Source organism: Agarivorans sp. QJM3NY_33 (assembly GCF_050870865.2).
Taxonomy (GTDB): domain Bacteria; phylum Pseudomonadota; class Gammaproteobacteria; order Enterobacterales; family Celerinatantimonadaceae; genus Agarivorans.
Genome location: NZ_CP194039.2, coordinates 5,001,488 through 5,015,967, shown reverse-complemented (window position 1 = coordinate 5,015,967; position 14,480 = coordinate 5,001,488). Strand labels below are relative to the sequence as shown.

Annotated in this window: 13 protein-coding genes; 9 read left to right on the top strand and 4 right to left on the bottom strand. The window is 43.5% G+C overall.

Going from position 1 to position 14,480, the window contains the following annotated elements:
* Positions 1-16: 16 nt before the first annotated feature.
* From ACRRSY_RS22705 to glgX, 3 genes are all read left to right on the top strand, one after another.
* Entirely contained in the window at positions 17-1,138 is a 1,122-nt protein-coding gene (locus ACRRSY_RS22705) for a 1-acyl-sn-glycerol-3-phosphate acyltransferase (protein ID WP_432455295.1), read from the top strand.
* 79 nt (positions 1,139-1,217) lie between these two features.
* Positions 1,218-1,400, top strand: coding sequence for a hypothetical protein (locus tag ACRRSY_RS22700; protein ID WP_432455296.1), 183 nt, complete (start codon positions 1,218-1,220; stop codon positions 1,398-1,400).
* A gap of 177 nt (positions 1,401-1,577) precedes the next feature.
* A complete protein-coding gene (glgX, locus tag ACRRSY_RS22695) occupies positions 1,578-3,668 on the top strand; it encodes a glycogen debranching protein GlgX (protein ID WP_432460534.1) in 2,091 nt (696 codons plus the stop codon).
* Here glgX and ACRRSY_RS22690 read toward each other — a convergent pair.
* From ACRRSY_RS22690 to pgi, 4 genes are all read right to left on the bottom strand, one after another.
* The gene (locus tag ACRRSY_RS22690; RefSeq protein WP_432455299.1) at positions 3,665-3,802 is read right to left on the bottom strand and encodes a hypothetical protein; all 138 of its coding nucleotides are present in this window, start codon (positions 3,800-3,802) and stop codon (positions 3,665-3,667) included. The genes glgX and ACRRSY_RS22690 overlap by 4 nt on opposite strands.
* 173 nt (positions 3,803-3,975) lie before the next feature.
* Positions 3,976-6,318 carry a DNA polymerase II gene (locus ACRRSY_RS22685; RefSeq protein WP_432464084.1) on the bottom strand — a complete coding sequence of 781 codons (2,343 nt, stop codon included), beginning with the start codon at positions 6,316-6,318 and terminating at the stop codon, positions 3,976-3,978.
* 152 nt (positions 6,319-6,470) lie between these two features.
* Positions 6,471-7,553 carry an acyltransferase family protein gene (locus tag ACRRSY_RS22680; protein ID WP_432455301.1) on the bottom strand — a complete coding sequence of 361 codons (1,083 nt, stop codon included), beginning with the start codon at positions 7,551-7,553 and terminating at the stop codon, positions 6,471-6,473.
* Positions 7,554-7,694: 141 nt separating this feature from the next.
* A complete protein-coding gene (gene pgi, locus ACRRSY_RS22675) occupies positions 7,695-9,347 on the bottom strand; it encodes a glucose-6-phosphate isomerase (RefSeq protein ID WP_432464083.1) in 1,653 nt (550 codons plus the stop codon).
* Positions 9,348-9,635: 288 nt separating this feature from the next.
* Here pgi and ACRRSY_RS22670 point away from each other — a divergent pair, with 288 nt between their 5' ends.
* From ACRRSY_RS22670 to ACRRSY_RS22645, 6 genes are all read left to right on the top strand, one after another.
* On the top strand, positions 9,636-10,784 hold the full coding sequence (locus tag ACRRSY_RS22670) for a diguanylate cyclase (protein WP_432455303.1): 1,149 nt from the start codon (positions 9,636-9,638) through the stop codon (positions 10,782-10,784).
* A gap of 2 nt (positions 10,785-10,786) precedes the next feature.
* Positions 10,787-11,053, top strand: coding sequence for a YihD family protein (locus tag ACRRSY_RS22665; RefSeq protein WP_432456120.1), 267 nt, complete (start codon positions 10,787-10,789; stop codon positions 11,051-11,053).
* A gap of 81 nt (positions 11,054-11,134) precedes the next feature.
* A complete protein-coding gene (gene ccoG / locus ACRRSY_RS22660) occupies positions 11,135-12,550 on the top strand; it encodes a cytochrome c oxidase accessory protein CcoG (protein WP_432464082.1) in 1,416 nt (471 codons plus the stop codon).
* Positions 12,551-12,556: 6 nt separating this feature from the next.
* On the top strand, positions 12,557-12,952 hold the full coding sequence (locus ACRRSY_RS22655) for an MAPEG family protein (protein ID WP_432460531.1): 396 nt from the start codon (positions 12,557-12,559) through the stop codon (positions 12,950-12,952).
* An 80-nt stretch (positions 12,953-13,032) separates the two neighbouring features.
* Positions 13,033-14,004 carry a serine/threonine protein kinase gene (locus ACRRSY_RS22650; RefSeq protein ID WP_432460530.1) on the top strand — a complete coding sequence of 324 codons (972 nt, stop codon included), beginning with the start codon at positions 13,033-13,035 and terminating at the stop codon, positions 14,002-14,004.
* Position 14,005: 1 nt separating this feature from the next.
* Positions 14,006-14,479, top strand: coding sequence for a CYTH domain-containing protein (locus tag ACRRSY_RS22645; RefSeq protein ID WP_432455307.1), 474 nt, complete (start codon positions 14,006-14,008; stop codon positions 14,477-14,479).
* Position 14,480: the final 1 nt, after the last annotated feature.

The following is a 14,480-nucleotide window of genomic DNA, read 5'->3' as shown; positions in this document are numbered from 1 at the left end:
AATTGCGAGAGAAGTTATGTCTGAGTTTGACAGTATTCGCCCTTATCAAGATTCTGAAGTAGAACAAATACTTAAACGTCTTATCAATGATCCTGAATTGATTACTACACTGATTAAATTTCGCTTTGCCAAGGCGAAGGGCGTTTTTCTTTGGCTGACTTCTTTTATTTTGCGAAAGATACTTAAATTTAAGGTCAGGAATATTCGCTCGGTATATGATTTTCAAGTGATGGTTGAAACTTATATGGCGCATATGATCAAAACTACCACCAGTCAATTGAGCTCTAGCGGCTTGGATCATTTAGATTTAACTAAACCACATCTATTTATTTCTAATCATCGGGATATCGCACTGGATTCGGCATTTATTAATTACATCTTACATAATAATGGCCAAGATACCGTGCAAAATGCCATCGGTGATAATTTGTTAACCAAGCCTTGGGTTTCTGACCTGATGCGTTTAAATCGTAGTTTTATTGTTAAACGTTCGGCGACCACAAAACGTGAAAAATTAGAGAACTCAAAACAGCTATCCGCCTATATTCAGCACACCTTAAGTCATACTAGTGATCACATATGGATTGCGCAACGTGAAGGACGAGCCAAAGACGGTTTAGATGTGACTAATTCAGCATTAATTTCTATGTTGGCCTTAAATAAACCGAAACAACAAAGTTTTGCGGATTACATCAATCAGTTAAACATTGTGCCCGTTTCTATTTCCTATGAATTTGACCCCTGTGACGTGGCCAAGGCAAATGAACTGGTTTCACAAAATCAGCATGGTGAATATTTAAAACAAGAACATGAAGATATTTCGAGTATTTCTCGAGGGATTGTTGGTCAAAAAGGCCGGGTGCATGTGCATTTTTCCGAGACCTTGCAAGGGGAGTTTGAGTCGGCAAAACAAGTTGCTCAAGCCTTAGATAAGGCCATTATTGGTAACTATCAATTGATGCCGACTAACTGGCTTGCTCTGGGTGATGCTATACCTGAAGACGTTTCCGCGAATGAGTTGGCAGAAGCGAAGCGCTATTTTGAGGCGAAGTCTCGCGATATTAGTGCAGAGGTCCAAACTCAGTTGTATGCCATGTATGCAAATCCAGTCAAAGCTAGAATGCAACTATATGATTAATAATCAAATTTTTATAAAATAATACAATTGGCACTTTAGCTGCATACCCCCTTATAGGTATTATTTAAAAGGGTATGTTATGTTCCGTAGTAAAACTAGCCAAACCATCGCAAACGTTTTAGCCAATGGCGATAAACTTGAGCAATTGCTTTCTTTGATGTTGCCCGATGAAGTTTCGGAATTGGATCAACTTGGTTCGCAACATTGTCGTAGAAAGCGTCAATGTGGTGGTCGTTCACATTCTATATCGGCAAAGTTCTGAGCTATAACAAAAGTTGGACCTAATCACGAAGTTACCTATTCGCACGACTGAGGCTTAATTAGTCGATCTATCTGTGCTGTCTAAAGTTCTGATGCTGCTAAACTATACTGAAGAGCCAATTATAGGCTCGTCATCTCAGGTTATTTGCATTTAAACTTTAATAAGACAGCACAAATTATGGATCTAAATATACAAGCGGGGAGCTCATTTCCTCTGGGTGCCAGTTACAAAGGCACTGGCGTTAATTTCAGTATTTTTTCAAAAAGCGCAACGGCAGTTAATCTATTACTATTTAAAGAGATTAATTCACGTAAACCGTTCGCGAATATCCCACTAAACCCAACTATTAATCGTACCGATCATTATTGGCATATTTATGTTGAAGACCTTGATGTCGGGACTCTTTATGGCTTTCAGGTCGATGGTCCATGGTTACCGGAACTCGGCTTACGTTTTGATCCAAGTAAGGTTTTATTGGATCCCTATGCCAAGGTGACCCACTTTCCGGATAATTATTTACGTTTGGTGGCTGCGCGCCATGGCCACAATAATGTTGATCAGTGCATTAAAGGGGCGGTGGTTGATTTGCGTGGCTTTGATTGGCAAGGCACTCAGCCAATTAAGCGTTCATTGCAAGATACCATTATTTATGAACTACATGTTGCTGGTTTTACCAAGCATCCTTCTTCGGGGGTAGCGGCCCATAAACGTGGCACCTATGCGGGAGTTATCGAAAAAATCCCATATTTAAAGGCGCTTGGCATTACCGCTGTTGAGCTGATGCCTGTGCAACAATTTGATTTGCAAGATGCTCCGCTGGGTAAGCAAAACTATTGGGGTTATAGTCCCATCGCTTTCTTTTCTCCGCATAATGCTTATAGCTCAGATAAAAGTGTTTGTGGCGCTTTTAATGAATTCCGGATCATGGTGCGAGAGCTCCACAAAGCTGGCATCGAGGTGATTCTGGATGTGGTCTTTAATCATACCGCAGAGGGAGGGCATGATGGCCCAACCTTGAGTTTAAAAGGCTTACAAAATGATAGTTACTACATGCTGCAGCCAGAGAAACGTTGGTATGGAAATTACTCTGGATGTGGCAATACTTGTAATGCAAATCATTCGGTCATGCGCAGGATGATCCGTGACTCGTTGCGTTTTTGGGTCAATGATATGCATGTTGATGGTTTTCGTTTTGATTTGGCCTCGGTATTGGCTCGAGATTCACAGGGAAATGTGATGAAAGAGCCGCCTTTATTGTGGTCGATTGATTCAGATCCCTCGCTTGCTGGCACTAAAATTATCGCAGAGGCTTGGGATGCCGCGGGACTGTATCAAGTGGGTGAATTTGTTGGTGATCGTTGGAATGAATGGAATGGTCAGTTTCGCGATGATGTTCGAGCCTTCTTCCGTGGCGATCGTGCTGTTGTGAGTAAGTTCTCTGGTCGTTTATTAGGTAGTCCTGATATTTACTATAAAGATCATCATTCACCTCAGCGTTCCGTGAACTTAGTCACCGCACATGATGGTTTTACCCTCAATGATTTAGTCAGTTATAACGAAAAGCACAATTTAGAAAATGGGGAGAATAATCGAGACGGTGATAATCATAATGTGAGCTATAACCATGGGGTAGAGGGGCCAACTTTAAATCCCAAGATTAATCAATTACGTGAACAGCAAATGAAGAATTTCTTTACCACCTTGCTGTTATCTCTAGGAACGCCAATGATCACTATGGGTGATGAGGTGAAGCGTAGTCAGAATGGGAATAACAATGCTTACTGCCAAGATAATGAAATCTCTTGGTTTGATTGGAATCTGGTGGATGAAAACAGTGATCTCCTAAATTTTGTGCAAAATTTAATTAAATTACGCTGTTACGATGACGTGTTAGAGGAAAAAATCCACCTCAGTTTATCGGATGTGATCCATGATGCGAACATTGAATGGCATGGTGTGCAACAAGCTGAACCGGATTGGTCTGAAGATAGCCATTCTATCGCGGTGACCTTCTTAGACCCTTATTCAAAAGATCGTATGTATATGGTGTTTAATGCTTACTGGGAAGACTTAGAGTTTGTGGCTCCCGATATTGAAGGGTATTGGGTGATGTTAGTCGATACAGCGGCTAAACCGCCTAACGATATTTACGATTTTAAATCGGCTCCAATGTTACAAAATTCTTCGTTTAAAGTGGCGGCTCACTCGGTAAAAGTGTTTGTGGCGAATCCACAAATTGATAAACGTATTGAAAATTGCTTTGTTTAACTAGAGGTCGTTTGCTGAGATGCAGCAATAGTCAGCTGAGTTAAAAAACACGAGGGGGAGTGTTGGTCGTGAAATACACTCCCCAGCATCACCATTAATACCAATATACGAATACTCATAGAAAAAATAGCCACTAGTTTTACCTCTTTAGTTTGCCCTTCCCTATGGCCTCAGATGATTTAAGTCTTTAGTTATTGGAAGGGTAAACTAAGTAAAAGTTTCAAGTAGTTGATATTTTTTGGGTTTATATTTAATTACTGTGATGTTTCCCTAATTCTCAGGGCAAAGGTCTCAGCAGCTTCCAAGCTTAAAACAAGCCCAGTTGAGCACTAATTATTTGCTCAAAATCTAAGTTAATGAAAGGTAATATTGCATCAGCAATGGGTTGCAATTGCTTATCTAAGTAATGTTGATAATCGATTTGACTGCGGCAATAAGCAACAGGTTCAGGCCCATTTACGGTCATCCAATAATTAATAGTCCCTTTATTTTGATATTGCTGTGGTTTACCTAAAGCCTGATTATGTTGGTCGGCGAGGCGTGCAGCCCGAACCTGTGGTGGCACGTTTTTTACGTACTCATCGAGCTTGCGGCGTAAGCGCTTGTGGTAGATCAGTTGTGGGTCGTATTCACCCGCTAACAACTTAGCGACGGTATCTAGAACAAATTGGCGTGGGTCTTGGTCGGAGAATAGCCGCTCTAACAATCCCGTTTGAAAAATCTTTGCCAGTTCGCTCCAGTCAGAACGTACCGTTTCTAGCCCTTTAATCACCATTTGGTTGTGCGCAGTTAAACCCGCATAGCGTTTTTTACTGCCAGTTTCTGAGCCGCGTATAGTCGGCATTAAGAAGCGTGAAAAGTGAGTTTCAAATTCAATTTCTAGGTAGCTCTCTAGCTGCATTTCTTGGCTGAGCTTATTGCGCCAAAAAAGGTTGATTTCTTTGGCTAGTTGTTGACCAATGGCACTCGCTTGTTCTGGACTTAGTTCTTGATTGAGCCAGACAAAGGTAGAGTCGGTATCACCATAAATCACCTGGTAGCCGTGTTCGGTGATCCAGTCTGCGGTTTGTTGCATCAGCTGGTGGCCGCGCATGGTAATTGAGCTTGCCAAGCGGGGATCGTGAAAGCGACAACCGGTAGAGCCAAGCACTCCATAGAAGCTATTCATCAAAATCTTGATCGCCTGCGAACGGGCTTTGTCTTGATTCGCTTTGGCTTGATCGCGCTGTAACCACAGCTGATTAATAATATCGGGTAAGAAATGTTTGTCGCGGCTAAATACGCCGCCTCTAAAGCCCTCAATGGCATTGTCTGGGCTTGCTAGGCCTTCAATTAAGCCTAAGGGATCAATTTTAAAAGTGCGAATAATAGAGGGGTAGAGGCTCTTAAAATCGAGTACCAGTACATTTTTATATAGCCCAGGCTTAGAGTTCATCACAAAGCCGCCAGGGCTGTCGGCGACAAAGTCATGGCTTAAGTTAGGCGCGATATAACCCGCGCGATGCAGCTTGGGTAAGTAAACATTGGTGAAAGCTGCAACACTACCGCCACTTCTATCCAGCATTAAACCGGTGAGTTGTGCGCGTAAGCAAAGAAATTCAAGGAGTTGGGTATGCTTGAAAATATCGAGTACTAATTTACAGTCTTCTAAATTGTAAGCGGCTAGCTGTGGCTTATCATGGGCAAAATTGTGGTTTATTTCGGCCATTCTATCTTCAACTTCGGCTACCAATTTGCCTCGGTTTAATAGCTGCCGAGCCACATTTTCTAGGCTAAAGCTATCAAAGTGGTAGGTCGCTGATTTTAGCGAGTCGATGCCATCGATCACCACTCGCCCGGGGATACTAATAAAACCGATGTGAGGCATATCGTGACGTTCACGCCATCTGGCAATGCCATGATGGCGACCAATGGCCAATTTAATCCCATGCACGGCAGCGCGTTTAACCAGCAATCGAAAATCAAAATTGATGACATTCCAACCAATGATGATGTCTGGGTCGAGGTTTTGAAACTCTACTTCTAATTGTTTTAATAGTGCGTACTCATTGGCTAGCCAAGTGATTGGCGTGTCGGCGGCTTGCTCTGGGCCGATCATCAATACCCGTTGGTAGTTGTCACTATATAAACCAATTGAATATAGCTGACCTTTTTCACTGCACTCAATATCTAGCGATAATACCGACAGTTGGGGCGTATATTGCGCCGCTTTAATTTTTGCCTGCTGCAAGGCGGGGTAACGAGAGTCATGACTCTGCTGGCCAGTAAACAGCATGCTGCCATAACAAAAGCGTTCCGTGAGAAAACGCTCATGCAGTTTTATATCGCTCTCAAAACAGCTTAACCCTGCCTGTTTTAACTGTTGCGCAGCTTGGCTGTGGTTTTTGATACTAGAAAAATAGAGTGCGCTTACCGGCTGATGTTGGAAGGTTTTTAGGGACACCGAAGCATGACGGTTTAGCTGTGATCCCAGCAGGGCGAGCACCGCATTTAACTGATGGTTGAGAACAAAAAAAACTGGCTGTTGATCATCTATCTCGAGGCAAATAGCACCTTGTTCGCTGGCCAACCACAGCTGAATATGAGCCTGGCCTTGACGGTCATAGCTATTGGCTGTGAGTAGAAATCCTTGAATTGCTTGGCTGGTCACGATTGGCTCGATCTATATTATAGGTTTAGCGGCGAATGTACTAAAGGAACTTAGCATACAACTAATTGCTTTAGCCAATGGCTATTTCTAGAGTGTTTCGTGCTTCGTTGGACTCGCTTGAACAATAATGGAATGAATAAAATTAATCTGCTTTAGGACGACGGCTGGTATAAATGTCTCTTGAGTGCCAAAGCGGGTTTTTCTATGTAATTCCAAGAGCAATAAGCGAGTAGCAGGGTTAAACAGAAAGCCATCACAAACATATGAATCGCTGTCACTTTCGGGATTGTGGTGGCTATCAGTTGCTGTATTGGCCATGCATAAATGTACATGCCGTAAGAATAGTCGCCTAAGTGATTGTAATGCAGAATTTTTCCTTTAGGTAGATAAGCAAAACACATGATTAAGTAGGGAGTGATGATTAGGTAGCTAATAAAAAACAAACTCTGGTTTAGGCTGAAGAATGCCAACAGCAGTATCAGTATCGCGGCTAACATGCCTTTGTAGTTGATGCCAATCCAAGCCCTAAAAACGTAGAGATTACCGCCGATAAAGAAGGCGCTCGCGAAACGATAGAATTTACTATAAAACCAATGCGGCTCGCGACCACTGAGCTGGTCATGAATAAATAACATTAGGCAGATAAGGGCGGTGAGGACGATCACTGTCGGTAGCCAGTTTACGGCAACTTTTAGTTTTCTAGCAAACTGATAAGTCACTCCAAACCCAGTTAATATTAAATACATCTTTAGTTCCCATGGCAGGGTCCATAGCGAACCATTCACACTGCGGTTGTAGGGAGCACTGGTAAATACATCGGGTAGCATTTGGTAGTCGCCAACAATAATAGAGCTATTGTAGATCAGAAAATTTTGGGTCTCGTTATGGCTCAAATATTGGCCTAGGCTTAATTTAGAAAGTTGTAAACCGAGTAAGCAACAAAAAATAACAGAGGTGATCAGTGCAGGGTAGATCCTGAGGCATCGGGATAATACAAAAATAGTTAAAGATCTTGCGGTAAGTAAACTTTTACAAACTAGCAAACCACTGGTAATGAAGAAAATATCCACCGCAATATAGCCTAAAGATAAGCCTAGATATTGGGCGATGGGCTCACTGTGTTCATTACCTGTCGCCAAGCAAAAGCTGTGGCTGTATACCACTAAACATGCCGCTAACATCCTTATTAGCTTGAAGTTATTATCTTTGGTTTTCAGTAATTCTTGCAGCTGCATTGATTGGCCAATATTTATATTTTGAGTATAGGCTTGTTTATATTAGTTGATTATTTATTGCTCGTTGTTGGAATGGTGGGCATAAAAAAAGCTGGCCAGGGCCAGCTCTTTGCATTTAGTTTTACGTTTAAAAGCTAAAGTTTAGCTCCAGGCTTTAAAGGTATTAATTAAGCCGTTGGTTGAACTGTCGTGAGCGGTGACGGCTTGCTGGCTTTTTAGTTCGGGCAAAATTTGGTTGGCCAACTGTTTGCCAAGCTCTACGCCCCACTGGTCGAAGCTAAAGATGTTCCAGATAACGCCTTGTACGAAGATTTTGTGCTCGTACATCGCAACCAGTGCACCTAAAGAGTAAGGGGTGATTTTCTTAAGCAAAATAGAGTTAGTTGGTTTGTTACCAGTGAATACTTTAAACGGTGCCAGTTCAGCAATTTCTTCAGCTGATTTACCTGCGGCCACTAACTCTGCTTCAACGGTATCGCGAGACTTACCAAAGGCTAAGGCTTCGGTTTGGGCAAAGAAGTTAGACATTAATTTCTGATGATGATCAGACAAAGGATTGTGGCTCATTGCTGGTGCGATAAAATCACATGGGATTAACTTGCTGCCTTGGTGAATTAATTGGTAGAAGGCGTGCTGACCGTTAGTTCCCGGCTCACCCCAAATAATTGGGCCGGTTTGGTAATCAACCGGGTTGCCATTACGGTCGACATTTTTACCGTTGGACTCCATGTCACCTTGTTGGAAGTAAGCTGCAAAGCGGTGCATGTATTGGTCGTAAGGCAGAATCGAAACGCTTTCCGCACCGAAGAAGTTATTGTACCAAATGCCAAGCAAGGCAAGGATTACCGGTAAGTTTTGTTCAAAATCGGTTTCAGCAAAGTGCTTGTCCATGGCATGCGCGCCTTCGAGCAATTCGATGAAGTTATCGTAACCTACCGTTAACGCGACTGATAAACCAATCGCCGACCAAGAAGAGTAACGACCGCCAACCCAATCCCAAAATTCAAACATGTTGTCGGTGTCGATACCAAATTCGGCTACTGCAGGGCCGTTGGTTGACAGGGCTGCAAAATGTTTAGCCACGTGGGCTTGATCGTTCGCCGCAGCTAGGAACCAATCGCGTGCGCTATGCGCATTAGTCATGGTTTCTTGGGTGGTAAAGGTTTTTGATGCCACCAGGAATAAGGTGGTTTCGGGGTCGACTTGTTTTAGAATTTCGGCAATATGAGTGCCATCTACATTCGAAACAAAGTAGGTTTTGATATGTTCAATTTTGTAAGCTCCCAACGCTTCAGTAAGCATCACTGGACCCAAGTCTGAACCACCAATCCCAATATTTACAATGCTGCGAATGGCTTTGCCTGTATAACCTTTCCATTCACCGGAGTGGATTTTTTGACAGAAGCCTTGCATTTTTTCCAATACCGCATTAACCGCAGGCATGACGTCTTCGCCGTCTACGATGACCGGGGTATTGCTACGATTTCGTAAGGCGGTATGTAATACAGAACGCCCTTCTGTTTGGTTGATTTTCTCACCAGAGAACATTGCCTTAATCGCGCCATCGAGCTTGGTTTCTTTGGCGAGTGCAAACAGCTGTTGCATTGTGTCGTTAGTGATCAGGTTTTTCGAGTAATCGAGTAAAATTTGCTCGTTAAACGAAACTGAAAAACGCTTGAAACGCTCAGCGTCAGCGGCGAATAATTCGCTGAGTTGAACATCTTTCTGTGCCTCGAAATGCGCTTGTAGCGCTTTCCACGCTTGTGTATGAGTTGGATTGATATTGTCCAGCATTGACCTTGTTCCTTAGATACTTAACCTAATTGACCGAGTTGCAAGTTTATTGACCGTAACTTGCGGCTAGCACTTTACCCTTTCTGGGAAAAAAGACGCAAGCAATCAGATCAAAATACTATGAAAGCCTGTGTTTTGTATTTGCCAAATGTGGCACATTTATCGAAAATTCATTATTTTTTAAGTTTTTTGTCTAGTTTTTAACTCTTGTTTTGGTGTGCGGGCTGTTCGAGTTGTTGTTACAATGACCACAAATTGTTCACTAATGTTGCTAACAAGGATCGATGTTTGCGCAATGTACAGCTTCAAATAAAGTCTGATAATGCCCATTATTTACTGAATAGTGGTCGTTTGGTGGCATTAATGACCGCGCTGTATAGTTTGTTATGGTGGTGGCTATTTTCTCCTGATTATCGTTTTGTACCGGGTTTCATTTGGTTACTGTGCATGTTGCTTTTAGCTGCGGCATTTTATTTTTTCTTGCGCCTAAATCGTGACTTTTCGGCGCATTCAGCGCCTGCTTCACAGCTCGTTCGTTACTTTAGTTTGTCGACTAGTAGTGGGATCTTATGGGGGGTTGGTATCTTGCTATTTGCCCCAGACTTAGGTGGCGCAGAGCGCCTGTTGTTAATGATTTTACTCGGCTCACTGTTATCCTTGGTGGTGGTTCCCAATTTATTAAGCATTAGTAGCTTCAATGGTTTTTGTTTGCCCATTTTATTGGCGCTAACGGTAGTTTCGGTGGATCGTAGTCAAGTCGAATTGGTGGCCTGTTTAGTGCTGTGGCTGAGCTGGGTGCAGCTAAATTTAGTTTTGAAGCGTGCTGAAGCCTTGGTTCAGGCAAATTTTACCGAGGGTGCGCGAAATCGGCTTAAAGTTTTAGAGTTGGCCGATAGTCATGCCTTGATGCGTGAACAAAGCGAGCGAGATGCGCTGACCGGTTTATATAATCGGGCGATATTTGAGCAATCCTTGGCTCAGCATTGGCGTTTAAGTGGCCGAGCTAAAACTTCCTTAAGTTTATTATTGATCGACGTTGATTTCTTTAAGCCATATAACGATCATTACGGGCACGTCGCTGGAGATCAGTGTTTAAGCTTGGTTGCGAGTCTGTTTACACAAGCCTTACAGCGTGAAGATGATATCGTTGCGCGCTATGGCGGCGAAGAGTTTGTAATGATCTTGCCCAATACCGATACTAAAGGCGCATTGCAAGTTGCGGAACGAATCAGAACACTACTTGCAGAGGCAAAGTTGCGGCACGAGTACTCCACGGTGGCTAGCTATGTGACCGTGAGCATTGGAATAGCCTGTCTTATTCCTGTGGCGCAACAGAATGCTAAAGACTTCGTAAACAAGGCTGATATAGCCCTATATAGAGCCAAGCAGTTAGGTAGAAACCAAGCTGTAGTGGCCGCTCGTGGAGAAATAGAATGAGTATGCAGTTACATCGTATTGAAGAGCTAATCGATTTACTCAAGCCGGTTTGGCGTCAACAGCCGGAGTTAAATTTAGTCGAAATGCTCACCCAAATCGCCGACCAAGCAGGGTTTAAACAACCTTTGAGTGAGTTAACTGACGATGTTTTAATTTATCAATTGAAAATGTTGAATCTAGCCAAGGATGAGATGATCCCTGGTCTAGCTAAAGATTGCGAAGATGATTTTAAAACTGCGTTACTAAAAGCTCGAGGTATTAAAGCTTAGTATTGCCCGCCAGTTTGTTAGGGCTTACTTGTTTTATAGGTAAGCCTGTAAACGATTGATGCCCCTCAAAAGGATTGAGTGATGAGTGAACGAATTCCCGTTAAAGACGTGAGTCCACCCGCTAGAAAAACAAATGCCAAGAAACGTGCGCCGGTCGATCGATACAACCCTCAAGAACAGATTTATGTACGTGAACAAAAAGGCTTGTTCCAACGTGTACGCAAATATATGGGGTGGTTATTTATTGCCGCTTTTGTGCTTGTGCCATTTATCCCCTACGGCGATCGCCAAGCGATTTTGTTTGATATCGCAGCTCGGCAATATCACTTTTTTAGTCTTACTCTGTGGCCGCAAGATTTATTACTACTGGCTGGCTTTTTCATTATTGCCGCCTTCGCTCTATTTTTTATAACCACCTTCTTAGGGCGGGTTTGGTGTGGCTATCTTTGTCCGCAAACGGTGTGGACTTTTATTTTTATCTGGTTTGAAGAAAGAATTGAAGGCAGTGCTAATAAGCGGCGTAAGTTAGATCAATCTGCCTGGAATGTGAATAAAATTTGGCGTAAAACCGCTAAGCATGCCGCTTGGGGCGCTGTATCGGTGTTTACGGCACTATCTTTTGCCGCCTATTTTGTACCCGTTAAACAGTTGTGGTGGGATTTTTTTACGTTCAACGCAACCAGCGGCGTGACCTTCTCTATTATTTTCTTCGCGGTTGCCACTTACGCCAATGCAGGTTGGATGCGCACCATTGTATGTACTCATATGTGCCCCTATGCGCGTTTTCAATCAGCGATGTTTGATAAAGATACCTTCATCGTGGGTTACGATACTCAACGCGGCGAAACGCGAGGACCGCGTAAACGTAATGCCGATCCCAAAGCGCTTGGTTTAGGTGATTGTGTGGATTGCGATCTCTGCGTACAAGTCTGTCCCGCGGGGATCGATATTCGTGAAGGTTTGCAGTATGAGTGTATTAACTGTGGTGCTTGTATCGATGCTTGTGACCAAACCATGGAGCGTATGCACTATCCGAAAGGTTTGATCCGTTATACAACCGAACATAATTTAGCGGGTCAGAAAACCGCAATCCTGCGACCCAAACTGATTGGTTATGGAGTGGTTTTAACGGTGATGTTAGTCGCCTTTGTGATGACTTTGATTAATATTAAACCGATGCAACTGGATGTATTGCGTGATCGCTCATCTTTATACAATGAAAATGCCGAGGGCTTAATCGAAAATACTTACACCCTCAAGGTGATTAATAAGTCCTCTGAAGCGCAAGCGTTTCAGTTGAGTGTGCTCGGTCTAGAAGAGGTTGAATGGCTGGGTGCTCATCAAGTAGAGGTTAAGGGTGGCGAAGTGCTTAATTTACCGGTAACTCTGGTGAGTGACCCTTATTTACTACCGCGACCGATCACCGATATTGAGTTTGTCATGCAAAGTAATGGCCAGCAGGTCACGCAACATAGTCGCTTCATTAGTGGTGGTTAACGTCGCATGAGCGTGGCGTTAAGCTGCTTGGCTTTATTGTTAATGCTGCCCTATTTATTGGCAGCATTTGGCTCTTGGATGCGTAAGCGGCAGCTGGGACGAGTGGATAATCAGGACCCTCGCCAGCAAGCGCTACAATTGGATAAACGCGGGCAGCGGATCTACGCTGCCCAACAAAATTCCTGGGAAGCCTTAGTTTTATTCATCGCTGTTATCGTGATTGCTTACTTTTCTGGTTTAGATCCGCAATTGCTCGATGTGCCTGCCGTTGTATATTTGTTGGTCAGGATCTTACATCCCTTGGTTTATCTTTTGGGCCAAGCTTATTTGCGTTCAGCCTTAGCCGCGGTGGGCTGGTTAAGCTGTATTTACATTGTCGTTTTGGCTTTTCAGCAAAGCTAAGCCTCCTTGTCGGCTGGCTAGGCTGATCGTTTTACTGTTACACTGCGCGGATAACTTACCCATAGTGCTGAAGTCATTCTATGAGCGCCTTCCTATTTGCCGAATTGCATCCCGATCTAATTTTAGATGCCATTGAATCACAGGGGATCTACCCCAGTAGTGGTTTACTTGCCTTAAATTCCTATGAAAACCGAGTCTATCAGTTTATGGCTGAAGATGACTTGCGTTATGTGGTTAAATTTTATCGTCCTGAGCGTTGGAGCGAAGCACAGATTATCGAAGAACATCTATTTAGTTTAGCGATGGCTGCGTCTGACATTCCTGTTGTTGCTCCGATTGTTCGCGATGGTCAAAGCTTGTTTGCGTATCAAGGTTGGTGGTTTGCCCTTTTTCTTAGTGTGGGTGGGCGAGGCTTTGAAGTGGATAATCTTGATCAACTGGAACGGGTTGGTCAATATTTGGGACGGATGCACCAACGTGTGGGGCGTCAGTTATTTGAACATCGTTTATCGATCAATACCGAAGAGATGTTAGAGCAACCTATTGCCTTGCTTAAGGATTGGTTACCTAAGGGCCTCGCCTTACCCTTTTTTACTATTGCCGAACAAGTTGCGGATGCGGCGAAAGTGGCCTACAAGCCCAATAAAATTATTCGCTTACATGGCGATTGTCACCCCAGCAATATTTTGTGGCGTGATGGGCCGATGCTGGTGGATTTGGATGACGCGCGTAATGGTCCAGCTGTGCAAGATATTTGGATGATGTTGGCGGGCGATGATAACGAGCGTCGTTTGCAATTAGAGGTTTTTCTTGAAGGTTATGAATCATTTTGTGAATTTGATAAGCGAGAGTTGGCGCTGATTGAGCCACTGCGGGCGATGCGGATGATACATTATATGGGGTGGTTGGCACGTCGCTGGGAAGATCCTGCTTTTCAACGTGCCTTTCCTTGGTTTAATTCACAGCGTTATTGGGAAGATCAGATTCTGGCGCTTAAAGAGCAATTATCTGCCTTGCAGCAGCCGCCATTGTCATTAACGCCAGGATATTAATATGAGCCTCGAAATTGAGCGTAAGTTTTTAGTGAAAAATATGGATTTTGTTGCCCAAGCGACAGCCTCCTTGCGGATAGTGCAGGCCTATCTCAACAGCGATAAGCAGCGTACGGTTCGGGTGCGGATCCAGGGAGAGCAGGGCTACTTAACGATTAAAGGCGTGAGTAATGCCGCTGGTTTGAGTCGTTTCGAATGGGAACAGCCTTTGGCTTTGGCCGAAGCCGAGCAATTATTAAATTTGTGTGAGCCGGGGGCTATCGATAAGTTGCGTTATTTGGTACCAGTGGGTCAACATACCTATGAAGTAGATGTTTTTACTGGAAATAATCAGGGGCTGATCGTAGCAGAAGTTGAATTAAACAGCGAACAAGAGCATTTTGAAAAGCCCGATTGGTTAGCAGAAGAAGTCACCGGACAGCGGCAATATTACAATAGTATGTTAGCGAAAACGCCCTTTAAAACTTGGCTTTAAA

Coding starts and splice junctions, on each gene's coding strand:
- ccoG (WP_432464082.1), top strand. CDS start 11,135: ATGAGTGAACGAATTCCCGTTAAAGACGTGAGTCCACCCGCTAGAAAA.
- ACRRSY_RS22680 (WP_432455301.1), bottom strand. CDS start 7,553: ATGCAGCTGCAAGAATTACTGAAAACCAAAGATAATAACTTCAAGCTA.
- ACRRSY_RS22655 (WP_432460531.1), top strand. CDS start 12,557: ATGAGCGTGGCGTTAAGCTGCTTGGCTTTATTGTTAATGCTGCCCTAT.
- ACRRSY_RS22665 (WP_432456120.1), top strand. CDS start 10,787: ATGCAGTTACATCGTATTGAAGAGCTAATCGATTTACTCAAGCCGGTT.
- ACRRSY_RS22705 (WP_432455295.1), top strand. CDS start 17: ATGTCTGAGTTTGACAGTATTCGCCCTTATCAAGATTCTGAAGTAGAA.
- glgX (WP_432460534.1), top strand. CDS start 1,578: ATGGATCTAAATATACAAGCGGGGAGCTCATTTCCTCTGGGTGCCAGT.
- ACRRSY_RS22650 (WP_432460530.1), top strand. CDS start 13,033: ATGAGCGCCTTCCTATTTGCCGAATTGCATCCCGATCTAATTTTAGAT.
- ACRRSY_RS22700 (WP_432455296.1), top strand. CDS start 1,218: ATGTTCCGTAGTAAAACTAGCCAAACCATCGCAAACGTTTTAGCCAAT.
- pgi (WP_432464083.1), bottom strand. CDS start 9,347: ATGCTGGACAATATCAATCCAACTCATACACAAGCGTGGAAAGCGCTA.
- ACRRSY_RS22645 (WP_432455307.1), top strand. CDS start 14,006: ATGAGCCTCGAAATTGAGCGTAAGTTTTTAGTGAAAAATATGGATTTT.